The organism is Sphingopyxis sp. Q841 (assembly GCF_052384365.1).
Classification (GTDB): Bacteria; Pseudomonadota; Alphaproteobacteria; order Sphingomonadales; family Sphingomonadaceae; genus Sphingopyxis; species Sphingopyxis terrae_A.
The window spans coordinates 330,342-354,204 of sequence record NZ_JBQSUM010000001.1; the positions used below are offsets into that span (position 1 = coordinate 330,342).

At 66.6% G+C, this 23,863-nt stretch carries 21 protein-coding genes; 10 read left to right on the plus strand and 11 right to left on the minus strand.

The window, feature by feature from the left end:
- Positions 1 to 81: 81 nt before the first annotated feature.
- The gene (locus tag ACT17R_RS01725) at positions 82 to 531 is read right to left on the minus strand and encodes a DNA polymerase III subunit chi (protein ID WP_062902785.1); all 450 of its coding nucleotides are present in this window, start codon (positions 529 to 531) and stop codon (positions 82 to 84) included.
- A 15-nt stretch (positions 532 to 546) separates the two neighbouring features.
- A complete protein-coding gene (locus ACT17R_RS01730; RefSeq protein WP_062902786.1) occupies positions 547 to 1,992 on the minus strand; it encodes a leucyl aminopeptidase in 1,446 nt (481 codons plus the stop codon).
- A gap of 132 nt (positions 1,993 to 2,124) precedes the next feature.
- On the opposite strand from ACT17R_RS01730, the gene ACT17R_RS01735 reads away from it, so the two are divergent.
- The 7 genes from ACT17R_RS01735 to ACT17R_RS01765 all read left to right on the plus strand — a co-directional run bounded on the left by ACT17R_RS01735 (position 2,125) and on the right by ACT17R_RS01765 (position 10,260).
- Entirely contained in the window at positions 2,125 to 4,425 is a 2,301-nt protein-coding gene (locus ACT17R_RS01735) for an LPS-assembly protein LptD (protein WP_263587458.1), read from the plus strand.
- A 128-nt stretch (positions 4,426 to 4,553) separates the two neighbouring features.
- Positions 4,554 to 5,894, plus strand: a complete 1,341-nt coding sequence (locus ACT17R_RS01740; RefSeq protein ID WP_444808854.1) for a peptidylprolyl isomerase — start codon at positions 4,554 to 4,556, stop codon at positions 5,892 to 5,894.
- Positions 5,894 to 6,913: a 4-hydroxythreonine-4-phosphate dehydrogenase PdxA gene (pdxA, locus tag ACT17R_RS01745; RefSeq protein WP_062902788.1), complete on the plus strand. Its 1,020-nt coding sequence runs from the start codon at positions 5,894 to 5,896 to the stop codon at positions 6,911 to 6,913. The genes ACT17R_RS01740 and pdxA overlap by 1 nt, the downstream gene beginning before the upstream one ends.
- The gene (rsmA, locus tag ACT17R_RS01750) at positions 6,910 to 7,752 is read left to right on the plus strand and encodes a 16S rRNA (adenine(1518)-N(6)/adenine(1519)-N(6))-dimethyltransferase RsmA (RefSeq protein ID WP_444808855.1); all 843 of its coding nucleotides are present in this window, start codon (positions 6,910 to 6,912) and stop codon (positions 7,750 to 7,752) included. The genes pdxA and rsmA overlap by 4 nt, the downstream gene beginning before the upstream one ends.
- A gap of 106 nt (positions 7,753 to 7,858) precedes the next feature.
- The gene (locus tag ACT17R_RS01755; RefSeq protein ID WP_444808856.1) at positions 7,859 to 9,031 is read left to right on the plus strand and encodes a saccharopine dehydrogenase family protein; all 1,173 of its coding nucleotides are present in this window, start codon (positions 7,859 to 7,861) and stop codon (positions 9,029 to 9,031) included.
- A gap of 8 nt (positions 9,032 to 9,039) precedes the next feature.
- Positions 9,040 to 9,840, plus strand: coding sequence for an acyl-CoA thioesterase (locus ACT17R_RS01760; protein WP_062902790.1), 801 nt, complete (start codon positions 9,040 to 9,042; stop codon positions 9,838 to 9,840).
- 45 nt (positions 9,841 to 9,885) lie between these two features.
- Positions 9,886 to 10,260 carry a hypothetical protein gene (locus tag ACT17R_RS01765; RefSeq protein ID WP_444808857.1) on the plus strand — a complete coding sequence of 125 codons (375 nt, stop codon included), beginning with the start codon at positions 9,886 to 9,888 and terminating at the stop codon, positions 10,258 to 10,260.
- 9 nt (positions 10,261 to 10,269) lie between these two features.
- Here ACT17R_RS01765 and ACT17R_RS01770 read toward each other — a convergent pair whose 3' ends face one another.
- The 3 genes from ACT17R_RS01770 to ACT17R_RS01780 all read right to left on the minus strand — a co-directional run bounded on the left by ACT17R_RS01770 (position 10,270) and on the right by ACT17R_RS01780 (position 13,110).
- The gene (locus ACT17R_RS01770) at positions 10,270 to 11,607 is read right to left on the minus strand and encodes a sensor histidine kinase (protein ID WP_444808858.1); all 1,338 of its coding nucleotides are present in this window, start codon (positions 11,605 to 11,607) and stop codon (positions 10,270 to 10,272) included.
- Positions 11,604 to 12,338, minus strand: a complete 735-nt coding sequence (locus tag ACT17R_RS01775) for a response regulator (protein WP_263587462.1) — start codon at positions 12,336 to 12,338, stop codon at positions 11,604 to 11,606. The genes ACT17R_RS01770 and ACT17R_RS01775 overlap by 4 nt, the downstream gene beginning before the upstream one ends.
- A 148-nt stretch (positions 12,339 to 12,486) precedes the next feature.
- Positions 12,487 to 13,110, minus strand: a complete 624-nt coding sequence (locus ACT17R_RS01780) for a hypothetical protein (protein ID WP_062902793.1) — start codon at positions 13,108 to 13,110, stop codon at positions 12,487 to 12,489.
- Positions 13,111 to 13,356: 246 nt separating this feature from the next.
- On the opposite strand from ACT17R_RS01780, the gene ACT17R_RS01785 reads away from it, so the two are divergent.
- The gene (locus tag ACT17R_RS01785) at positions 13,357 to 14,811 is read left to right on the plus strand and encodes a CYTH and CHAD domain-containing protein (protein ID WP_444808859.1); all 1,455 of its coding nucleotides are present in this window, start codon (positions 13,357 to 13,359) and stop codon (positions 14,809 to 14,811) included.
- A 2-nt stretch (positions 14,812 to 14,813) separates the two neighbouring features.
- Here the strand turns inward: ACT17R_RS01785 and ACT17R_RS01790 are convergent, their stop codons facing one another.
- Positions 14,814 to 15,275 carry an Lrp/AsnC family transcriptional regulator gene (locus tag ACT17R_RS01790; RefSeq protein WP_058813303.1) on the minus strand — a complete coding sequence of 154 codons (462 nt, stop codon included), beginning with the start codon at positions 15,273 to 15,275 and terminating at the stop codon, positions 14,814 to 14,816.
- Between the two features lie 151 nt (positions 15,276 to 15,426).
- Between ACT17R_RS01790 and ACT17R_RS01795 the strand changes: the two genes are divergently transcribed.
- Entirely contained in the window at positions 15,427 to 16,482 is a 1,056-nt protein-coding gene (locus tag ACT17R_RS01795) for a Leu/Phe/Val dehydrogenase (protein ID WP_444809383.1), read from the plus strand.
- Positions 16,483 to 16,725 carry a hypothetical protein gene (locus tag ACT17R_RS01800; RefSeq protein WP_062902795.1) on the plus strand — a complete coding sequence of 81 codons (243 nt, stop codon included), beginning with the start codon at positions 16,483 to 16,485 and terminating at the stop codon, positions 16,723 to 16,725.
- Between the two features lies 1 nt (position 16,726).
- Here the strand turns inward: ACT17R_RS01800 and ACT17R_RS01805 are convergent, their stop codons facing one another.
- From ACT17R_RS01805 to ACT17R_RS01825, 5 genes are read right to left on the minus strand one after another with little or no spacing between them, the layout of a single operon-like run.
- The gene (locus tag ACT17R_RS01805; protein WP_444808860.1) at positions 16,727 to 17,905 is read right to left on the minus strand and encodes a membrane dipeptidase; all 1,179 of its coding nucleotides are present in this window, start codon (positions 17,903 to 17,905) and stop codon (positions 16,727 to 16,729) included.
- Complete coding sequence (locus ACT17R_RS01810) at positions 17,902 to 19,479, minus strand: serine hydrolase (RefSeq protein WP_444808861.1); 1,578 nt, start codon at positions 19,477 to 19,479, stop codon at positions 17,902 to 17,904. The genes ACT17R_RS01805 and ACT17R_RS01810 overlap by 4 nt, the downstream gene beginning before the upstream one ends.
- Complete coding sequence (locus ACT17R_RS01815) at positions 19,476 to 20,612, minus strand: YkvI family membrane protein (protein WP_444808862.1); 1,137 nt, start codon at positions 20,610 to 20,612, stop codon at positions 19,476 to 19,478. Before ACT17R_RS01815 ends, ACT17R_RS01810 begins: the two co-directional genes overlap by 4 nt.
- Positions 20,612 to 21,652, minus strand: coding sequence for a DUF1611 domain-containing protein (locus ACT17R_RS01820; protein WP_062902798.1), 1,041 nt, complete (start codon positions 21,650 to 21,652; stop codon positions 20,612 to 20,614). The genes ACT17R_RS01815 and ACT17R_RS01820 overlap by 1 nt, the downstream gene beginning before the upstream one ends.
- Positions 21,653 to 21,672: 20 nt before the next feature.
- Positions 21,673 to 23,859 (minus strand): TonB-dependent receptor, encoded by a 2,187-nt coding sequence (locus tag ACT17R_RS01825; RefSeq protein WP_444808863.1) that lies wholly within the window; start codon positions 23,857 to 23,859, stop codon positions 21,673 to 21,675.
- Positions 23,860 to 23,863: the final 4 nt, after the last annotated feature.

Genomic DNA, 23,863 nt, shown 5'->3' on the forward strand with positions numbered 1-23,863 from the left:
TGTCCCTAGGGTGCGACCCGATTGCCGTCGGTGATCCCCCTCACAGAAGACGATCTGCCCCGGCTCGGCCAGCCTATCGCGTCACGGCCCTTCGGACCAGCGTCCGCGTTCATCCTGTTTCCAGAAGTGAATTTCTACGCCCTCGGCCGTGGTCAGCGCGCGCCAGGTCGCGCGCGCATCGTCGATGCGGCTGTTGTCGAACAACAGGAATGCGCGCTGGAACGCCAGCGCCTCTTCGCGCCATTCGCCATCGGCGAGCGCGACATGGGTGGCGCCGTTGATCGCCGGGGCGCTGAGCGTGCCCGCGAGCAGGATCGGCTCGATCGCCTCGTCCGGCGATCCCGCCGCGCCGTGCGGCAGGAAACTTGCCGGTTGCAGCGTCCACAGCGCCTCGTCAATCGCCTGCCGCTGCAACGCCGCGGCGGCGACGACGAGCAACCGGTTGCCGCCTTGCAATATGCGCGTGGCGATCGCGGGGAGCACCCGTTCGACCGGGTCGCGGGTCAGCCGATAGAAGTCGACGCGCGCCATGCTCCCCGAACCGGATCAGCCTTCGTGATTGTCGGCGATATAGCGGTCGAGCAGGCGGACGCCATAGCCCGTCGCGCCCTTCGCCCACACCGGGCCGTCCTTGTCACTCCAGGCCGTGCCGGCGATGTCGAGGTGCGCCCAGGCGACTCCGTCCTCGACGAAGCGCTTGAGGAACTGCGCCGCGGTGATCGAACCGCCTTCGCGCGGGCCGATATTCTTCATGTCGGCGATGGGACTATCGATCAGCTTGTCATAGGCCGGCGACAGCGGAAAGCGCCACAGCTTGTTGTTCGTCGCCTCACCCGCTGCGATCAGTTTTTCAGAAAGCCCGTCGTCATTGGCGAAAATGCCCGCATATTCGTGGCCGAGCGAGATCACCATCGCGCCGGTCAGCGTCGCCAGATCGACGATGACCTTGGGCTCATAGACCTTCTGCGCCCAGGTGATCGCGTCGCACAGCACCAGCCGCCCTTCGGCGTCGGTATTGAGCACCTCGACCGTCTGGCCCGACATGGTGGTGACGATGTCGCCGGGGCGCTGCGCATTGCCGTCGGGCATATTTTCGACAAGGCCGACGATGCCGACGACATTCGCCTTGGCCTTGCGGCCCGCGATCGCTTTCATCGCGCCCGCGACGGCGCCCGCGCCGCCCATGTCCCACTTCATCATGTCCATGCCCGGGCCGGGCTTCAGGCTGATCCCGCCGGTATCGAAGGTCACGCCCTTGCCGATGAATACGACCGGCTTGTCGTCGGCATTGCCGCCGTTCCAGCGCATCGCGAGCAGCCGCGGCGGCCGCACCGACCCTTGCGCGACGCCAAGCAGCGCGCCCATGCCGAGCGCCTTCATCTGCCGCTCGTCGAGCACCTCGATCTCGACGCCAAGGTCGGCCAGATGCTGGCAGCGCTCGACGAAGCTTTCGGGATAGAGGATGTTCGGCGGCTCGGCGACCAGCGTCTGGGTCAGCGCCACGCCGTCGGCAACCGCCGAATAGCTGCCCCAGCGCGCCGAAATATCGCCCGCGGGCGACGCGATCACGATGGTTTTCAGGCTGGGCTTGGCGGTGTCGGAAAGGCGGGTGCGATAGGTGTCGATGCGCCAATCGCGCAGCTTCGCACCCATCGCGAAGGCGAGCACATCATCCTCGTCGATCTGGCCCGCGCTCGCAAAATCGACGTGCAGCACCGCCACGCCGCTCGTCTGCAGCCGCGCGGTCAGCGCGCCGCCGCCGCGCTCGAGATCATGGACCGTCCCTTCGCCGATGCCCACCAGCAGCAGCCGCGTGGCCCGGTCGCCATCGAAAGCGGCGGTTTCGGCCACCGAACCCGCGGCGCCGTCGAACCGCGCCTGCTTCGCCAGCGCGCCGAGCAACGCGCCGAGGGCGCCAGCCTCGCCCTTGCGGACCGGAAATGCGACAACGTCGGCAGACGCATCGATTTGCGCGACAAACTGAATGTCCATCTTTTAACTCTCTTATGCGATGATTGATTGGAACGTGCCGGACCGATAGGGGTTTCGCTCGCGAGTTGCAAAACTAAAGCAGCCAGCCCGCAAAGGGTGGACGCAAGATAAGGTGTGGGACAAAGAAATTAGATGAGTCGGACTTTGTTCCCCCACGCGGCGCGCGCGCGGCCCCTTTGGGTCGCCACCGCAAGCGGCATGCTGCTTGTCGCCGTGCCCGCCGCGGCACAGACCGACACGCCCGCGTCGGCTCCGGCCGCGCAGCCCGACCTCCAGAATCGCGACGTTTCGGCCGTCACGGTCGATGCACCGAAGCCCGGTGACGAAGAACAGATCGGCTTTGCCGCCGACAATCTGAATTACGACAGCGATGCCGACATCGTCGTTGCCGACGGCAATGTCGAAATGAACCGCGACACCATCTCGATGCGCGCCGACAAGGTGACGTGGAACCGCAAGACCGGCGAAGTGGTCGCCGAGGGCGATGTCGCGATCAAGAATCCCGAAGGCGACACCGCCTATGGCGACCGCATCGTGCTGACCGACACGCTGCGCGACGGCATCGTCCAAAATATGCTCGTCGTGTTCGATAATGGCGCGCGGCTCGCCGCGGTGAAGGGTAGGCGCTTCGACAACGGCAATATCGAGCTGGAAAACGCCGCCTACACGCCCTGCCCGGTCGAGGATGACGCTGGCTGCCCCAAGAACCCGAGCTGGCAGATCCGCGCCGTCCGCGTCATTTACGACCAGGCGAAGAACAAGATCCGCTACAAGGGCGCGCGCGTTGAAGTCTTCGGCCTGCCGCTCATCCCGCTGCCGGGGCTCAGCCACCCCGCCAACAATGATGCGGGCAGCGGTATCCTCGTCCCCGACGTCCGCCTCGGCCGCACCAACGGGTTCGAAATTGCCCTTCCCTATTATCTGCGCCTCGCCCCCGACCGCGACCTGACGATCACGCCGCACGTCTACACCAATACGGCGCCGATGATCGAAGGCGAGTTCCGCGCTCTCACCGATATCGGCGCTTTCCGAATCAACGGCTACGCGACCTACAGCTCGGTGGTGCCGCTGACCGGAACCGGCACCGCCGCCGATCAGCGCAACGATTTTCGCGGCTATCTGGAAAGCGCAGGCAAATTCCAGTTCGATCCCAAGTGGAGCCTGACCTATTCGGGCCGGATCACCACCGACCGCACCTTCATGCGCCGCTACGATATCAGCCGCGACGACAGGTTGCGATCGATGTTCGAGCTCGAGCGGATCGGTGGGCAGAGCTATTTGTCGATAGCCGGCTGGGCGACGCAGACCCTGCGCGCGGGCGACAGCCAGGGACAGCAACCGATCGCGCTTCCGATCATCGACTATCGCCAACGCCTGCCCGATCCGTGGCTGGGCGGACAGTTTGAGCTTCAGCTCAACACGCTGTCGATCGCCCGCACCGCGGGACAGGATACGCAGCGCGCCTTCGCCGGCGCGCGCTGGGATCTGCGCGGGCTGACCGGGCTCGGCCAGGAAGTCACGCTGACCGCACTGGTGCGCGGCGATGTCTATCACAGTGACGAAAATCTGCTGACGCCGATCGCCGACTATCGCGGCAAGTCGGGCTGGCAGGCCCGCGGCATCGCCGCCATCGCCGCCGACATGCGCTGGCCCTTCATCGGCGAATTCCTCGGCGGCACCCAGACGCTGACCCCGCGGGTGCAGATCGTCGCGACGCCGCCGCTCAAGAATGTCGATATTCCGAACGAGGATTCGCGCGCCTTCGATCTTGAGGACGGCAATCTTTTCGCGATCAATCGCTTCAACGGCTACGACCGGTTCGAGGACGGCGCGCGCATCACCTATGGCGTCGAATGGAATTTCAGCCGCCCCGGCTTCAATATCAGCAGCGTCATCGGGCAAAGCTATCGCCTGTCGGACAAGCCGACGCTGTTCCCCGACGGGACGGGGCTCACCGACCGGCTCTCCGACATCGTCGGGCGGACGACCGTCGCCTACAAGGATTTCCTGCGCCTCACCCACCGCTTCCGGCTCGACAAGGATAATCTGGCGATCCGCCGCAACGAATTCGACGCGACGATCGGCAGCCGCTCGACCTATGCCGTGCTCGGCTATTCGCGCCTCAACCGCGACATCACCCTGCTCGGCGAAGATTTGCAGGATCGCGAAGAAGCGCGCGTCGGCGGCCGTGTGGCGGTCGCGAAAAACTGGTCGATCTTCGGCTCGGCGATCGTGGATCTGACCAGCAAGGCCGACGATCCGCTCAGCACATCGGACGGCTTCGACCCGATTCGCCACCGGCTCGGCGTCGCCTATGACGACGACTGCCTGTCGATCGCCTTCACCTGGCGCCGCGATTACATCGACACCGGCGACGCGCGGCGCGGCAACAGCTTCTCTTTCCGCGTCGCGTTCCGCAACCTCGGTTTCTGATCGCTCAGCCTGCGTTCAGCGTTTTCCCGCTATCTCCCGGCTTCAAAGGTCCGGATGGCGGATTGCGCTGGACCATCGGGCGCTTCCGCTGATACGGAGCGTCGCATTCTTACTCGAATAGGATGGCAATGACCAAAATTTCGACCATGTTCGGACTGATTGCCGCTGCGGCCGCGGGGTCCGTCCCGGTGTCGGCCCAGACCGTAGCCGACAGCGAAACCCCTGCGACCAACCTCGCCATTCCCGGCAATGTCCAGCTTTACGGCGACGGCAAGCCCAACGTCTATCGCCCCTCGGCGATCGTCAACGGCGAAGTCATCACCGCGACCGACATCGAGCAGCGCATGGCGCTGATCCGCATTGCGAACAACAATATGGAATTGCCCGCCGAGGAAATTCAGCGGCTGCGCCAGCAGGTGTTCAGCAACCTGATCGACGAAAAGCTCCAGATTCAGGAAGCCCGCGCGGCAAAGATCGACATCGACGAAAATGTCATCAACGAACAATTTGCCCGGCTGGCGGCGCGTTTCAAGCAGACGCCCGACGAATTCAGCAAATATCTCGCGTCCAAGGGGTCTTCGGCCGCCGCGGTGAAGCAGCAAATCCGCGGCGAATTCGCTTGGGACCGCCTGCTGTCGCGCAATATCCAGTCGACGACCAATGTATCGACCGACGAGGTGGAAGCGGTGGTCAAGCGGCTGCAGGAGGCCAAGGGTCAGGACGAACTGCACCTCGGCGAAATCTATCTCGCGACGACGCCCGAAAATGCCGCCGCCGTGATGGCGAATGCGCAAAAGATCATTCAGGCGCTTCAGGCCGGCGGCAGCTTCGCTGCCTATGCACGCCAATTCTCCGAAGCCTCGACCGCGGTCGTTGGCGGCGATCTCGGCTGGGTCCGCCCCGCGACCCTTCCGCCGTCGATGGCGCAGGCGGCGCTCAGCATGCAGCCCGGCCAGCTCGTCGGCCCGGTCGAAGTCCCGGGCGGGATATCGATCCTGCTGATGATCGACCGGCGCCAGGTTCTGACGGCCGACCCGCGCGACGCGGTGCTCAGCCTCAAGCAGGTGTCGCTCGATTTCGCCCCCGGCACGACCGAAGCAAAGGCGAGCGAGCTCGCCAGCCAGTTCGCCGACGCGACGCGCAGCATCGCCGGTTGCGGCGCGGCCGACGATATCGCCGCCAAGCTCGGCGCGAATGTCGTGTCGCGCGACAATATCTCGATGCGCGCACTGCCACCGCAGCTGCAGAACACGCTGACCAACATGCAGATCGGCCAAGTCACTCAGCCGTTCGGCGCCGCCAATGAAGGGGTCAGCGTCTTGGTCCTTTGCGGCCGCGACCTGCCTGAATCGGCGACCGCTCCCGACGTTCAGGCGATCGAGCAGAAGCTGCTCGAGGACAAGGTCAACAAGCGCGCGCAACGCTATCTGCGCGACCTGCGCCGGGATGCGGTGATCGAATATAATTGATGACGGCTATGATTAAACGACGCCCGATCGCGGTCACCATGGGCGACCCGGCGGGCGTCGGTCCCGAAGTTGCGGCCCGCGCCTGGGCCGAACGCCACAAGCATGACCTTCCCCCCTTCGTCACCGTCGGCGACGCTGCGGTGATCGAAGCCGTCTGGGACGGCCCGATCGTTCGCGTCAACGACATGGAGGAGGCCGGACGGCTGTTCGACACGGCGCTGCCCGTCTGGCATCTCGAGGACAGCGGCCCCCTCACCCCCGGCGAACCGACTGCGGCCGGCGCGACTTGCGCCCTGCATGCGCTGGAAACCGGCATCGGCCTCACCCGCAACGGCGCCGCCGCGGCGCTGGTGACGGGTCCGGTGTCGAAACATGCGCTGCAAAGCATCGGCTATACCCATCCGGGGCAGACCGAATTCATCGCCGAACGCTGCGGCGTTACCGCGACCAATGCGGTGATGATGCTCGCCGGCCCCGGCCTGCGCGTCGTACCGCTGACCGTCCATATCCCGCTCGCCGAGGTGCCCGAACGCCTGACCGCCGAGCTTATCGTTGCCAAGGCGCGCATCGTCGTTCGCGGCCTGATCCGCGACTTCGGTATCGCCCAGCCGCGCCTCGCGATGGCCGGGCTCAACCCCCATGCCGGCGAAAGCGGCCGACTCGGCGACGAGGAAATCCGCATCATCGCCCCCGCGATCGAGCAGCTTGCCGCCGAGGGGATCGTCGTCGACGGCCCGCTCGCCGCCGATGCGCTGTTCGCGCCCGGCATCCGCGACCGCTATGACGCTCTGCTCTGCGGCTATCACGATCAGGCGCTGGCGCCGTTCAAGGCGCTGCATTTCCACGACGGCGTCAACCTGACGCTCGGGCTGCCGATCATCCGTACCTCGCCCGATCATGGCACCGCCTTCAACATCGCGGGTTCGGGAACCGCCGATCCCGGACCGACGATCGCCGCGATCGCAATGGCCGCGCGGATGGCCGGGGCGCGGGCGCGCGGCTGCGCCGCCGCCGCGTGACGACGCAGCCCAATCGTCCGCTGCCGCCGCTGCGCGATGTCGTGCGCGCGCACGGCCTCTCGGCCAGCAAGGCGCTTGGGCAGAATTTCCTTTTCGACGAACAATTGCTCGATCGCGTCGCGGCGATCCCCGGCAATCTCGACGGCGCGACGGTGTTCGAGGTCGGTCCCGGACCGGGCGGGCTGACGCGCGCGCTGCTGCGCGCCGGGGCGCGGGTGATCGCGGTCGAACGCGACGAACGCTGCCTGCCGCTGCTCGCCGATCTTGCCGATGCCTTCGACGGCCGGTTGACCGTCGTGTCAGACGACGCGATGGCGGTCGATGCGAACGCGCTGGCGGGCGGCCCCTATCATATCGTCGCCAACCTTCCCTATAATGTCGGTACCGCACTGTTCACGCGCTGGCTCGAACCCGCTGCCTGGCCGCCGCAATGGCTGTCGCTGACGCTGATGTTCCAGCTCGAGGTCGCCGAACGCATCGTCGCCCCCGTCGGCAGCTCGGCTTACGGGCGGCTCGCGGTGCTGGCGCAGTGGCGCGCCCAGGCGAAGCTCGCGATGAAGGTCCACCGCTCGGCGTTCACCCCGCCGCCCAAGGTGATGTCGGCGATCGTCCATGTCACCCCGGGAGACGAACCGCCGGGCGTGTCGCCTGCGGTGCTGTCGAAGCTCACCGAAAAGGGGTTCGGACAGCGCCGCAAGATGCTGCGCCAGAGCCTCAAGGGGGTTCCCGGCGCGATCGAGGCGCTGGACGCGCTCGGTATCGATCCGACCCGGCGCGCTGAGACGGTCAGCGTCGCCGAATGGGTGGCGCTTGCACGGTCGCTGACGCCCGCCGCCTGACGCTGGTGGATTGAGGCCCGCGGACCCGGCGCGACGCGACGCCCCTTGGCACCGCCGCCCATCTGCGCTAGCCTCTAGTTAACGTTTACGTAAATGGGAGGGTGCCGTGGCAGAGGCCCGCGAATTCGACATCATCGTCTATGGTGCGACCGGCTTTACCGGCCGCCTCGTCGCCGAATATTTCGTGCAGCATTATGGCGGCCGCAAGGACGCGCCCAAATGGGCGATGGCGGGACGCAGTCTCGACAAGCTTGCCGAGGTGCGCGACCTGATCGGCGCGGCGGCCGACACGCCGCTCGTCGTCGCCGACGCCAGCGAGCCCGCCAGCCTCGACATGATGGCGCATCGCACGCGCGTCGTGCTGACCACCGTCGGCCCCTATCAGCTTTATGGCAGCGACCTCGTCGACGCCTGCGCCAAGGCCGGAACCGCCTATGCCGATCTGTGCGGCGAGCCCGGCTGGATGCGCGAGATGATCGACGCGCATCAGGATCAGGCGCAGGCATCGGGCGCGCGCATCACCTTTTCGTGCGGCTTCGATTCGATCCCCTTCGACCTCGGCGTGCTGTTTCTCCAGGCCGAGGCGGTGAAGCGCCACGGCAAACCCGCGCCGCGCGTGAAGGGCCGCGTACGCAAGATGCAGGGCGGCGCCTCGGGCGGCACCATCGCCAGCCTGACCGAAACACTGAAGGCCGTCGCCAAGAAGCCGTCGCTCGCGCTGTTGCTCAAATCCTCCTTCGCGCTGACCCCGGGGTTCGAAGGTCCGCACCAGCCGTCGGGACTGATCCCCGAATATGATCATGCGACCGGCACCTGGACTGCGCCCTTCGTGATGGCGCCGATCAACACCAAAAATGTCCACCGCACCAATTTCCTGCTCGGCCACCCATGGGGGTCCGACCTTGTCTATGACGAGATGGTGATGACGACGATCGGCGAGGCCGGAAAGGCGATGGCCGAAGCGATGGCGAAGGCGAACCCCTTCGGCGAATCCAAGCTCAAACCCGGCGAGGGACCGAGCAAGGAAGAGCGCGAAAACGGCTTCTACGACATCCTCTTCGTTGGCGAATATCCCGACGGCACCACGATCCGCGCCAGCGTCCAGGGCGACCGCGACCCCGGCTATGGATCGACGTCGAAGATGCTCGCCGAAACCGGCATGACGCTGCTCGAAACCGATGGCGCGGGCGGCGTGTGGACCCCCGGCGCGCTGCTTGGTCAGGCCCTGATCGACCGGCTGACCGCCCATGCCGGACTGACCTTCCAGATCGAGGATTGAGTTTACCGATGACAAGCTCCCCCAGCGCGCTCGACGCGCTGCTCTCCACCCTGCGCGTCGACGGCAATGTCGCGACGGCGCATATCGACGACGGCTGGATGCAGGGCCGCACGGCCTATGGCGGGATCAGCTCGGCTGTCGCGCTCGCCGGCACGATGGCGCTCCACCCGACCGAGGCGCCGCTTCGCTATGCGCAGATCAGCTTCGTCGGGCCGGTCAGCGGCGATTGCACCGTGCATACGCGCGTGCTGCGCCAATCGAAATCGAGCCTGTTCATCGACGCTGGCGTCACCAGCGATGCAGGCTTCGGCACCGCCGCGGTCTTCGCCTTCTCGCCCGACCGGCAAAGCCATCTCGATCACGACCGGCTCGCCATACCCGACGCGCCCGCCCCCGAAACGCTTCAGCCGGTGCCCGAGCACAAGGCGCGGCCCAGCTTCACCCGCCATTTCGACATGCGCCCGACGACCGGCCCGCGCTTCAACTGGAAAAGCGATGTCGGCGAATATCTGACTTGGGTGCGCTTTGTCGAAGAGCCCGCCTGTCATCCGGCGGTCGCGCTGCTCGCGATGGGCGATGCACTGCCCCCCGCGGCGATGGCGCTGTTCACCGAATTCGGTCCGATCAGCTCGATGAACTGGACGGTCAACATGCTCACCGCAAAGCCCGAGACCGACGACGGCTGGTGGCTGCTCTCAGCCAAGACCGGCTTCGCCCGCAACGGGCTGTCGGTGCAGGACATGATGCTGTGGAACCGCGCCGGCGAACCGGTGCTGCACGGCAGCCAGGCGATTGCGATTTACGCCTGATAACGACCCCATCGCGGACTTAGGTGACCGAAGCCAAAAAAACAGATGGCTGGCCTGACTCAACTGGAACGCACTGCATTGCAGGCAATTTTTGCAGAAGCTGGTAATCTCGCAAGAGGTCTTGATCGTCTGCTCGATGCTGAGGTGTTGTCACGCGAAAACACCGGCGGAGGTTTCTTCACAACCCTAGCTGCACCGATTGCCCCTCGCCGGGAAAGTCTTCATTTAGGAGAGCATGTTTGGGTCGCGGTTGAAGGGCTGGATTTTGGGCTTGGCATCATCATTCACCTTCACGAACAGCGGCTACCGTTCATTGAGGGTTACGCGGTTGCGCTGGAAGACACATTGCAGGTGAACTTCGCTGAGGTCCGATTTGCGATGGTCAGCGAACCCGGCGCGATGCCGGCGGACTTCGGCTAACCACCCGTCTTACGTCAGAACCGGTAGCACAATCGCCGCCTCGAGCCCGCCGCCCGGACGGTTCGCCAGTACCAGCTCGCCGCCCTCGCCCGCCGCAATCTCGCGCGCGATCGACAGGCCGAGGCCGGCGCCGCCCGTCGCGCGGTTCCGCGACTGCTCGCCGCGCGCAAAGGGTTCGACCAGCGTGCGGATTTGCTCGTCGGTCAGCCCCGGGCCGTCATCGGACACGATGATGCGCGCATGGTCGCCCTCGCGCACCACCGACAGCCGCGCGCGAACGCCATAGGCCAGCGCATTGTCGATCAGGTTGCGCAGCGCCCGGCGCAGCAGCATCGGGCGCGCCCGCGCCGCCGCCTCGGCGAGCGCGCCCGCCGCGACATCCTTGCCCTGCTCGCCATAGTCTTCCGTCAGTTCGCGCAGCAGCAGCGGCAGCGCGATCGCCTCGGGCGCCTCGGTTCCCGCCCCCGACCGCGCGAGCGCCAATATGTCGGCCAGCATCGCGGTCATTTCCTCGATCGAAGCGATCATCTTTTCGCGCAGCCGGTCGTCGTCGACCTGCTCGACGCGGACGCGCAGACTTGCGAGCGGGGTGCGCAGATCGTGGCCGACCGCACCCAGCATCCGATCCTTGTCGGCGAGCATCGTGCCGATGCGCGCGCGATAGGCGTTGAACGCCGCAATCAGGTCGCGCACGTCGGACGGCCCCGCCTCGTCGATCGGCGGCAGATCGCGCGCCGCCGGATTGGCCCGCACCGCGCGGGTCAACTCGCGCAGCGGCGCCGCGACGCGCCACGCGATCAGGATGATCGGCACGAGGAGCAGCAGATAGAGCGACAGCGTCTGCCATAGCAAAAAGCCTTGCAGCCGCCCGCCGGTCGCCGGAATGCGGCTCCGCACGGTGAAATAGCGCCCGTCGACGCGCGCGCTCACCACGACGACGCGGCCGGGATAGCTGGTCTTCTGCGCACGCGGCCGCAGCGGCATCGCCCACGCGGACACCTCGCTCGCCTTGACCCCGCCCTCGCTCAGCAGGTCGGCGACATAGGCTGACAGGTCGGCAAGCGGCACCGACCCCGGAATCAGCGGCGGCGGCCCGTCGGTAATCAGTAGTTTCTGGACCCGGTCGTGCCGGCCTCTCGCGGCGCCGTCGTCGATCCGGCCGCGTCGGTCGCGATCAATCGCATCGATGATCCGTGCGACCGCCATGCCGCCGCCATGCGCAAGCGTCTGCTGCTTCTGGCCGCGTGCGAGCATCACGAAATTGATCCCCTGCGCGACGAACAGCATCGCTGCGACGGCCAGCACCAACTGCCCGATCAGGCTGCGCGGCCACAGACGAATGCTCATGCGGCCGGCCCCAGCCGCTTGACCTCGCAGGCCAGCGTATAGCCGCCGCCCCACACCGTCTTGACGATCTGCGGGTGCGCGGGGTCTTCCTCGATCTTTTTGCGCAGGCGGCTGACCAGATTGTCGATCGCGCGGTCGAAGATGTCGGCCTCGCGCCCGCGCACCAGATCGAGCAGCCGGTCGCGGCTCATCACCTGTCGCGGATGGCGCACCAGCGCTTGAAGCAAGTGATATTCGCCCGACGACAGCGCGACTTCGGTGCCCGCCTCGTCGACCAGCACGCGTTCGACCTCGCGCAGCACCCACGGCCCGAAGGCATAGCTCGTCCCGCCCGGATCGACCGCGCGGCCGTTCGCCTGCGTCCGGCGCAGCACGGTGCGGATGCGCGCGACCAGTTCGCGCGGGTTGAAGGGTTTGACGACATAGTCATCGGCGCCGATCTCCAGCCCGATGATGCGCTCGGTATCTTCGGCGCGCGCGGTGAGCAGGATCACGGGGATGCTGCTCGTCTCGCGCAGATGGCGGGTCAGCGACAGGCCGTCTTCGCCGGGCATCATGATGTCGCTTACTACCAGGTCGACCGATTGCGCGCGCAGCACCGACCGCGCTTCGGCGGCATTGGCCGCGTCGGTCACGGCAAATCCCTGCGCCTCCAGATATTCGGAAAGCGGCTCGCGGATCGACGGTTCGTCGTCGATCAGCAGAATGCGGGGGGTGTCGCTATCGGTCATGGCTATCCGCTACAAATAACTAGTTCGCCCACCGGCCCGCAGGGGGCCGATGGGCGATAGCTGGCAGGACGCGGCGGCAAAGGCAATGCCAGCGTGGGGGGCCAGGGAGGGGGGATAGGCCCACCCACGCCGCCCGCGTCACTGCCAATCAGTTGGTGGCGGGCGGCGCCGGCGGCGCACCGCGCTTGTCGCGCATCCCTTGGCGCATGGCCTGCCGCTCTTCCGCTGTCACCTTGCCGTCCTTGTTGGTATCCATCCGGTCGAAGCGCGCCAGCGCGCCGGCGACAAATTCGGCCTGGCTGATTGCCTTGTCGCCATTAGCATCGGCCTTCATCCAGCCGCCCGGACCGCCATGTCCGCCGCGCTTGCCGCCGTGATGGCCGCGCATCGCGTGCCGCTCGCCGCCTTCGCCCGGCGCACCGGCGCGTTCGCCGCGCTTGGCTTTCCATTCGGCGCGCTTCGCCTGGCGCGCGGCATCGGCCTGGTCCCATTCGGCCTTGCTGATGCTGCCATCCTTGTTGGCGTCAAGGCGGTCGAACATCTGGGCGCGCTTTTCGGCATGGCGTGCGGCGCGATCGGCCTGGTCGAGCTTGCCGTCCTTGTTGATGTCAAGCTTGACGAACATCGCCTTGGCGTGCGCTTCGGCCTCAGCGCGGGTCAGCACGCCGTCCTTGTTGGCGTCGCCCATGTTGCGGTCGCCGCCGGGGGCAGCCAGCACCGGCACCGCGATCAGCGCGGCGCCCAGCGTCAAAAGGGTCATCTTTTTCTTCACGTCACGAACTCCTGTCCAAGGGACCAGATGAAAGGGGGAAGAGCCTTCGGTCCCGATGACACCCTTCTAGGCTCCGTTTGTCCCACAGCATTGCCGCATGGTCGGAATAGTGTCGCAAAATGTCGCAAAACGCCCCCCGCGTTCATCCCACTGCAAGTTCCGGCTGCGCCGCCAGGCGATGGCAATCCGGACGCAAAGGCGCTAAGCAGCGGCACGGGTCGGTGGCGATCGCAAGAGGGGCAAGGGATGGGCGGCAAGTCGAGCGAAGAGGTCGAGCTCAAGCTCGAACTCCCGCCGGACGCGCGCAGCACGGTCGATTGGCCGGCGCTGTTCGGCGCGCCGCCGACGATGATCGCCCAGCATGCGGTCTATTTCGACACTCCCGACCGCGCGCTCGCCGCCGCGGGCTTTTCGCTGCGTATCCGCACGAGCGGCACCAAGCGCCTCCAGACGGTGAAGGCGCGTGCCGCGGCCGCAGGCCTCTTCGCACGCGCCGAATGGGAATTTGCGGTGGAGGGCGACATCCCCGTGCTCGACGATCGCACCCCAGTCGCGGCGACGCTGGGCGCGCGCACGGCGAAGCTTGGCCCCGTCTTTACGATCGAAAACGAACGGATGCTCTGGGATTTGGGCGGGATCGAGGTCGCACTCGATCACGCCCGCGTCGCCACCCCCGACGCCGAAACCCCGATCGACGAGATCGAGCTCGAGGCAAAGGGCAGCGCAATTCCCGCGCTATTCGCCCTCGCCCGCCGGATCGATGCGGCAACCCCGGTTCAGATCGCTATACTCAGCAAGGCCGACCGCGGCTACCGGCTGCTCGCGCCGCCGGCTCCCGGCGAAAAAGCCCGGCCGGTGGCGCTGGCGGCCGGGATCACGGCGGCGGAGGCGTTTTGCGCCATCGCCCGCGCCTGCCTGCGCCAGTTCCGCCTCAACGCCGCAACGGTGATCGAGCGCGGCGATCCCGGCGCGCTGCATCAGGCGCGCGTCGCGCTGCGACGGCTGCGTTCGGCGCTCGCGGTTCACGCGCCGCTGTTTCCGCCCTCCGCTTCCGCGCGCTGGGACGACGAGCTACGCTGGCTTGCCGGCGAATTGGGCGCGGCGCGCGATCTCGACGTTCTCGCCGTGCGCGCCGGACCGGGCGCCCTCGCCGACCGGCTGCGTCCCGCGCGCGAAGCCGCCTATGCGCGCGCCACCGCGGCGCTGCTTGCCCCGCGCGCGCGGCACCTGATGCTCGATTTCGTCGAGTGGCTCACCATCGGCGACTGGCGCACGGGTGATGAAGCCGCGGCGCCGTGCGCCCGTCCGGTACGCGGCTTCGCGGCCGAGGCGCTGGACCGGCTGCTCCGGAAGGTCCGCAAGCGCGGGCGCCACTTCGCGCGCCTCGACGATGCAGCCCGGCACCGCCTCCGCAAGACGGTCAAGAAGCTGCGCTACACCGCCGATTTCTTCGCACCGCTGTTTTCCGACGACGGGCGGTCTGCGGCCCTGCGCGATTATGCCAAGCTCACCGAGGCGCTGCAGGACCATCTCGGCGCGCTCAACGACATCGCCACCGCACCCCAATTGCTGCGCAGCCTGTCGCTCGATGCGGTTCCCGAAGTGGTAGCACTTTTCGCCACTGGCGATCGCGAGCGCCTGCTCGGCGAAGCGCGCACCGCCTTTCGCGCGCTCCGCGATGCCGCCCCCTTCTGGCGCTGAGCCTATAGCGGCAGTTCGGTCGTCGACTTGATCTCGGACAGCGCGACCGTCGAATTGATTTCCTGGACGCCGGGCAGCTTGCTCAGCTGATCGAAGAAGAAGCGTTCATAGGCGTCGATGTCGCGCGCGACGATACGCAGCATGAAATCGGTCGTCCCCATCAGCACATAGGCATCGAGCACTTCGGGAAAGCCGCGGATCGTCGCGCTGAATTCATCAAGATTGGCGCGGCCGTGCGCGTTGAGCTTCACTTGCGCAAAGACATGCGCGTTCAGTCCGACCTTGCGCCGGTCGACGATCGCGACGCGTTTCCGAATAAATCCCTCGCGCTCCAGCCGGTCGATACGCCGCCAGCAGGGCGACACCGACAGCCCGACGCGATCGGCGATCTCGGCGGTCGTCTGGCTCGCGTCGCGCTGCAATTCGCGAAGGATTTTTATCTCGAACGGATCAAGGTCGGTCATTCATTTCCCATATCAGCAGATTTCCGGTTTCAAAATCCCCAAAATCACCAATGCGGACGAAAATGCGAACAAGTATGTCCGGCGACATGATGCGATAAGGCTGAGCGAATTTACACCGGCCATTCCGCCAATCATTTCAAGGAGAACCATGATGGTCAGCCGCCCCGCCCGTATGACCCCGCCGGTCGAATGCGTCCGCCTGTTCGATGCCGCCGCCGGCCTCGACGGCGTGATCGCAATTCACTCGACCGCGCTCGGGCCGGGCGCTGGCGGTTGCCGCCTGTGGCACTATGACGATGTCGATGGCGCGCTCGCCGATGCGCTGCGGCTGGCCGAGGGGATGAGCTACAAGAATGCGCTCGCGGGTCTGCCCTTCGGCGGCGCCAAGGCGGTGCTGCGCCGCCCCGCCGGCTCGTTCGACCGCACAGCGCTGTTCCGCGCTTTCGGCCGCGCGGTCGAGGCGCTCGGCGGGCTCTACGTAACCGCCGAGGACGTCGGCACCACCGTCGCCGACATGCAGGATATCGCGGGCGTCACGCGTCACGTCGCCGGCCTGCCCCCTGCGGGCGGCCGCGCGGGCGGCGACCCCTCGCCCTGGACCGCGCGCGGCGTCTTCGACGCGATGCAGGCAGCGGCGGCGCACACGCTGGGCCGCGACCTTACCGGCCTGACCGTCGCGGTGCAGGGCACGGGCAATGTCGGCGCCGACCTCTGCCGCCGCCTCGCCGAGGCCGGGGCGCGGCTCGTCATCGCCGATCCGAACCCCGCGCGGCGCGACCGGCTCGCGGCGATCCACGGGGCAGAGGTCGTGCATGTCGACGACATCCTTCGCGTCGAAGCCGACATCCTCGCCCCCTGCGCCCTCGGCGGCGCCCTCAATGCCGAAAGCGTCGGCGGGCTGAAGGCGCGGCTGGTGTGCGGCGCCGCGAACAACCAGCTCGCCGAACCGGCGGTCGCCGACCTGCTGATGGCGCGCGGCATCGCCTATGTCCCCGATTATGTCGCCAACGCGGGCGGGATCATCAGCGTGTCGGCCGAATATCTGGGCGAAGACGAAGCCGAGGTTGCGGCGCGCGTGGCGAAGATCGCTCCGCGCGTGACCGCACTCCTCGACCGCGCCGCACAGGAAGGACGCTCGCCTGCCGTCGTCGCCGACGAAATGGCCGAGGAGGTCATCGCGGCCGGGGCACAGCGCGCGGCGGCCTGAATGCACCGCTTTCACATCGCCGCGCTCGCCGATCCGCAGTCGCTTCCCCGCATCACCGGCTTCTTCGGGCAGCGCGGCCTCGTCCCCGCGGCGGTTGCCATGCAGACCGGCGACGGCGCGATGCGACTGCGGATCGACGTACCTGGCCTCGACGATGGCGCGGCGGCCGTCATCGCATCGAAACTCGGCGCGCTCTTCGCCGTGACTGATGTCGCAATGATCGAAGCCGCCCTCGCCGAATAGGCTATTTCCCCTGCGCCGCGACGACGCGCAGGATGTTGCCGCTCCACATTTTTTCGATGTCGGCGTCCGAATAGCCTGCGGCCTTCAGCCGCTCGGTGACTTTCGGCAAGGCCGAAATATCCTCGATGCCCTTCAGGCCGCCGCCGCCGTCCCAGTCGGCGCCGAAGCAGATATGATCGACGCCGCCGACCTCGATCGCGCGTAGCACCAACTTCATATAACCCTCAAAATCCGCGGCCCACATGGCCTCGCTTTTGTCGAGTTCGCGCCACTGACGCGTCAGGTCCGCCTGCGCTTCGGGCGTCATCTCGCCGATATGCTCATATTCTCCGAACAGCTTGGCGCGCGCCGGCGACATGTTCATCTCGGACATGAAGATCGTCGAAATGCACATCGCCCCGTCCTTTTCGGCCAGCTTGCGCAAGCGTCCTTCGTCTAGGTTTCGTGGATGGTCATGCGCCGACCGCAGGCTCGAATGCGAGAGCAGGATCGGATATTTCGACAATTGCAGGATCTGATCGAAGGTCGCGTCCGACGAATGGCTCGCGTCGATCACGATGCCCAGCCGGTTCATTTCTGCCACCCATTGTTTGCCGAGCGGGCCCAGCCCGTTCCAGCGCGGCTTGTCGGTCGCGCTGTCGGCAAACTCATTGTTCGCCGAATGGACCGGCCCCGCCAGCCGCACGCCCTTGTCATAGAACTCCTGCAACAGCGACAGATCCTCGCCGAGCGGATAGCTGTTCTCCATCGACTTGAAGGCGACGAGCTTGCCTTCCTTGTTCAGCCGCCGCGCATCGTCGGCGGTGCGCGCCGCGCCGATGACCCCGCTGTTGTCGGCGATCATCTTGTCGATCAGGTCGGACCGTTTGCGCGCATGGGCAAGCGCCGCGGCATAGCCCGCCGGGGTCAACGGCCCCTGTTCGGTGTAGATGGCAAAGAAACCGCCATCGAGATTGCCGTCGCGCATCCTCGGGATATCGAGCTGCGACAGGTCGGTCGCCAGATCGTGCCGGTCGGCGAAGTTCCAGCCCTGCCGCTCGAAGTGGAGCGGCGTGTCGAGATGGGTGTCGAGCACCAGCATCCGGCTGTGCAGCGGCGGCGGCGCCGCCTGCGGCTTGTCGCCCACCGCCGAACAGGCGGACAGCACGGTGGCGGCGAGCAGAATGGCGATGCGCTTCACTTCTTGTCCTCCACGGGCTTGAGGTCGAGATCCTGATAGTCCCAGCTGAAATCGGCGATCATGCTGACGGGCTTCATCGTCACGCCGGTCACCTTGCCGTCGGCGTCGAGCTCGAAGGTCACATAGGCGGGCTCGATCGCGGGATCGTCGAATTCGGTGACGAAGCTGTCATATTGCCAATGCTTGAGCCGGCCCGCCATGCGCGGGGTCGAGGTGAAGTCGATCGTCAGCCCCTTCGCCCCGTCGGCAATCACGACATCGCCGTACCACGGATCGCGATAGCGCCCCGCATAACCCGCGGGCTTCAGCGACGGGCCGACCTTCGCCGGCGATGCCTTCGCCTGTTTCAGATATTCGACGCCGCCCGCCAATCGCGCTTCGAACCAGTCCTGCCATTTGGTCGTCCAGCCATAATCGGGCTGATCCAGATAATGGTCGAGCAGTTCGTAGGTCAGCCCTAGGATCATCCCGCTGTCCTCGCTGTTCATCATGATCGCAAAGCCGACATTCTTGTCGGGAATCATCACGACGCGCGTGATCGAACCGAACACGCCGCCGCTGTGCTGGATGATGCGGTGGCCGCGATAATCCTGCACCTGCCAGCCGAGCGCATAGGCCTGCTGCATCGGCTGCGCGGGTTTCAGGCTGTCGGGCAGTTCGGTGATCGGCATCGGCGTTACCGGGGTCCACATCTGCTTCGCCTGTTCCTCGCTGAACAGCCGTCCGCCGCCGGGCAGCGCGCCATGGGCAAGCTGGATTTTCAGCCACGCCGCCATATCGTCGGCGCTCAGCGCCAGCCCGCCCGCGGGCGCACCGTTGCGGCCGAGCTCGTCGCGTTCATCGAGCGCCTGCTGGGGCCCCAGCCCGCGCAGCGCCCCCGACAGGCGCGCATGCGGCCATGAGCGATTGGGGATACGGAAGCGGTCTTCGCTGTCGCTCGTCGCATTCTTCATGCCGCCGGCGCGCAGCAAATGCTCGCGGATGAAATCCTCCCAGCGCTGGCCGGTCACCTCCTCGATCAACTGCCCGGCAACGGCATAGAGGATATTGTCATAGGCATAGGCCGAGCGGAAACTCGTCTTGGGCTTGAGAAAGGCGACGCGCTCGACCGTCTGCTTGCGCGTCAGATAGGTGCGCGGCACGAACATCAGGTCGCCCTGCCCCAGCCCCAGCCCGCTTCGGTGGACGAGCAGATCGCGGATCGTAATCTCGCGCGTGACCCACGGGTCGTACATGCGGAACCACGGCATATGCTTGATGACCGGATCGTCCCAAGCGATCTTGCCCTGATCGACGAGCACCGCCAGCGCGGCGGCGGTCATCGCCTTGCCGGTCGATCCCGTCTGAAAGATGGTTTCGGCGTCGATCGGCGCGCTCTCGCCCAGCTTGCGCACGCCCCAGCCGCGCGCCAGCGTCGTCCGGCCGTCCTCGACGATCGCGATCGACACGCCGACCGCGCCGATCTTCTGGCGCAGCGCCTCGACGCTGTCGCCGATGTCGGCGGGCGGCTCGGCCCAGCCGGGAACCGAAAGGGCGAGCATCAGCGATGCCGCCAGCAGACGCGCGGATTTCATGGACGAACCTCCTGCTTGGACGAGGGGCCCCGCTTGACGAGGCGATAGGTGCCGATCCCCAGCAGCGGGACGACGTAAACGGCCAGGAACAGCCAGGCGAGGATGCGGTATCCGCTCGCGATCAGGTCGACGAGCCCGACGCGCGCCGCGACGAACATGCAACCCGCCAGGATTGCCGCGCCGATCAGCGCGCGTCCCGCGGTGCCGGGCGCCGCGCGACCGCGCGCCTCGAACGCACCCGCGATCCGTTCGTTGATCGCATGGATCGCCCCCACCCCGCTTTCGAGCAGCGCGGTGAAGATCATCAGCTGGAACAGCAGGTGAAAGCCCGGCACCGCCATCTGCCGCAAAAGAAAGTCGGAGGGCAGCGTCTCGTCGCCGATGCCGGTATAAAAGGCCATCATCGCCACGAAGAACAGGATCGCGGGCAGCATGGTCAGCGGCCCGGCGATCGCGCCCGCGATCAACGCGTCGCGGCGGCTCGTCAGGTGGCGCAGCACCGGCAGCACGACGACCGCCCCGACGATGTTATAGCTCGCATAGGTGATGCCGCCCGCCATCCACCCGTCCGCCGGCGGTCCGGCCGCGGCGAAACCCGCGCCGATGCGGTCGCCAAAGCGGGTCAGCGCAAAGAAGAGGAACAGCGCATAGACCGCATAGATCAGCATCGAGGCATATTTGAACAGGCGCTCGACCCCCGCTTCGCCGAACGCGGTCGCGAACAGGATCGCGGCGGCCAGCACGACCGCTCCCATCAGTTCAGGCCAGCCGAAGGTCGCCGCCCCGATCGCGCCGGCGGCGGCGCCGAACACCGCGAGGATCAGCACGACGAAGATCAGATAGGCCGCCTCGAACAGCACCCAGCCGGGGCCGAGCAATTGCTGGAAGAAGCTGCGATAGTCATAGGCGTGCAATTGCCGCGCGAGCGCGAAGGTCAGCGCCGCGACGACGCTCCAGATCAGCGTCGCGAGCAGCATCCCGGCAAGCCCGCCCCACGGTCCGGCCGGCACGAAATATTCGGCCAGTTCGCGGCCCGTCGCATAGCCGCCGCCGATGATGACCGCCTTCAGCGCGAAACCAGGCAGCAGAAAGCGCTGAAACCAGCTCCCTCCGCTGCCCGCCTCGCCCACCATCACGCGAGACAGTTTTCGACGAGCGCCGCGAACGCCGCGCCGCCGCGGATCGGATCGGCGACCGGCAGGCCCAGCCGTGCCGCCTCCGCCGCCATCAGCGCCGCGGCCGCATCGGCATCATAGCCCGAGGTGTTGAGGCTGACGCCGCCGCAGCGGATCGCGGGATTGGTCCGGCCGCCGAGCCGGATCGTCAGGTCGATCACCTCCTCGATGCTCGGCAGGGCGAAGCTTTCCATTCCCAGAATGACCGTGCGCGTCGGATCGTGGCAGACGACGAATACGTCTGGCTGGCTGCCGTGGAGCAGGCCGAGCGATACCGCGGCATAGGCGGGGTTGAAGATCGACCCCTGCCCCTCGATCAGATCCCAGTGATCGGCAGGCGCGTCGGGGCTCAGCATTTCGGCGGCGCCCGCTTCGAAATCCGACACCACCGCATCCATCGGCATCCCGCCGCCCGCGATCATGATCCCCGTCTGCCCGGTGGCACGGAAATCGGCGTCGATCCCGCGCTCGGCAAAGGCGCGGTGCAGCGCCAGTGCGGTATATTTCTTGCCCAAGGCACAATCGGTGCCGACGGTCAGCAGCCGCTTGCCGCTGCGCTTGCGGCCGTTGCCGATCGGAATCGAAGGCGGCGGGGTGCGAACGTCGATCAGCCGCTGGCCGGTGCGCCGCGCCGCATCGGCGAGCGCGGGGATGCTCGTCAGCCGGACGTGAAGCCCGCTCACGATGTCGAGCCCCGCCTCCATCGCCTCGACGAGCACCGCGACCCAGCTGTCGCCGATAATGCCCCCCTGATTGGCGACGCCGATGACCAGCGAACGCGCTCCCGCCGCCCGCGCCTCTGCCGGCGACAGGTGCGGCAGGCCGGTGGTGACGGTGCAGCCGCCGATCCCCCATTCGCCGACGCAGCGGTCGGCGGCCCAGTCGGCAAGGCCAAAGGCGGTCTTGGCATAGCCCGCCTCAGTCGTGTCGCCCAGAAAGAGCAGATAGGGCTGCGGGAGGGTGAGCTGGCTGTCCAGCCGGCCCGTCGGCGCGTTCATCGCTGTCACTCCGCTTTCGTTCAAAAGGCCATGTCGATCGCGACGCCGATCGTGCGCGGCTGCAACGGCGAGATCGACAGGAAGCTCGGCTGGTTCAGCCCGTCCGCCATCGTCGAGCGCGCCATCTCGCCCTTGTTGTCGAACAGGTTACGCGCGTAGGCGCGCAGCGTCCAATGGCCGTCCCACGTCACCGACGCATTGAGGTCGACCGAGGTATGCGGCTCGGCGCGCGCGGTCAGAGGATCGCTTTCGACCAGCGACAAGCGGCTGCTCGCGTGGCGGATGCCGGCGCCGAGGCTGCCCTTGGCGCTGCCGCCCAGCTCAAAGTCGTAGTCGGCGCGGAGCGCGCCGCTGAACTTCGGCACCGCTGGCAAACGGTCGCCCTTCGCTCCGCTGATTTCGGGAACATCCTCGCTCAGCGAGGCGTCGGTGTAGCTGCCGGTCGCGCTGATCGTCAGGCCCGGCGCCGGGCGAAAGGCGATGCTGCCCTCGAAACCCTTGCTCGTCGCCTTGCCGCCGTTGGCCCCGCCATTGACCCCGCCGAACGAGCGGACGACCTGAATGTCGGTCCAGTCCATCCAGAAGGCGGCGACATCGACCGTCACCATCCGGTCGGCCAGATCGGCCTTCAGTCCGACCTCATAGTTGGTCATGCGGTCGGCGGATACCGTCGGGGGCACATTGGGAACGATGACGTTCGGGCCGCCCGGACGGTAGCCGGTGGCGACGCGGCCGTAGAGCATTGCGTCCTTGTTTATGTGAAATTGCGGGCTGACCGAAAAGGTCCAGACGCTCTCTGCAGAGCTTCCCGGATCGTCGGCCTGGGGCACGATCGCGCCCGAGCTAATCTGGCGGAACGTCTGCTTGTTGCGCGCCCAGCGTAGCCCGCCGGTCACGTCGAACTGCTCGGCGAGCTTCAGCGTCGCATTGCCGAAGATCGCATATTCCTTGTAGGTCGCGGGCAGCCCGACGATCGCCAGCGGATCGAGCCCGGCGATCGGATCGCCGTTCATGTCATAGGACCGCACAAGCTGCGCGTTGCTCGTCTTCTCGTCGGTGAAAAAGCCGCCGATCATCCATTCGAACCGCCCGCCGCTTGGCGAGGTCAGCCGGACTTCCTGCGTCCACTTCTTGAGCCCGAGGTCGAGGTAAAACGGCGTGATGCCCGGATCGACCGCGCCACCCGTAAGCAGCGGAAAGAGTACGCCGAAAGCATAGCTCGCATCCTGCACCTGACGGCTCTTCGTCTTGCTGTAGGTGGTCGCAGAGGTCAGCGTTGCCGCGCCGAAATCATAATCGACCGTCGCCGAATAATAATCGAGCGAAATATCATAGGATTCGGGGACATAATTGTTGAACGAATGGCCGTTGCCGAGCCGGTTGCCCGCAAGATCCGCGGCATAGAGGCCGTTGCCGTCCGAATTGAGCGACTGCCAAATGCCCGCCAGCTTGACGCTCAATTGCGGCGTTGGTTGCCAGAGCAACGCCGCGCGGCCGCCGCGCTGTTCGAAATCATTCTGATCGGTCAGCCCGGAATTATTGACGCTGTCGACCCAGCCCGGGCTCCTGCGCCAGGCGAAACTGCCGCTGATCGCCAGCGTGTCCTGCGCGATCGGGACGTTGACATAGGCTTGCGCGCCCCAGCCGAGACCACCTGCATCCTTGATCGAAAAGCCCTCGAGCCCGGCGCGCACGCGGAATTCATGCGTGTCGGGTTGCACCGTGACATATTTGACAAGGCCGCCGATCGAGCTCGCACCATACAGAGTGCCCTGCGGACCCTTCAGCACTTCGACGCGATCGAGGTCATAGGGCATCAGGTCGATCGTGAAGGCTCCCGCGCGATTGTAGATCGCGCTCGATCCGACCGGCGCATCGTCGAGATAGATGCCGACCGTCTGCGCGGCGCTCAGCGGTGCGACGCCGCGCAGCGTGATCGTCGTCTGCCCCGGCGTGCCGCCGTTGCTCACGTTCATGCCGGGAACATAGCCGGCATAATCGACGAGCGAGGCCGAACCCTGCTGCTGGATATCCTCACCGCCGACCACGCTGATCGAAATCGGCACGTCCTGCACGTTCTGCACGCGCTTCTGGGCGGTGACGACGATCTCGCCGCTATATTCCGCGCCGCCCGCTTCCTGCGCCTGCACCGGCATCGCCACCGCGAGCGCCGCGATGCTGCTTGCAATCCAAAGACCCTGTTTCATCGCC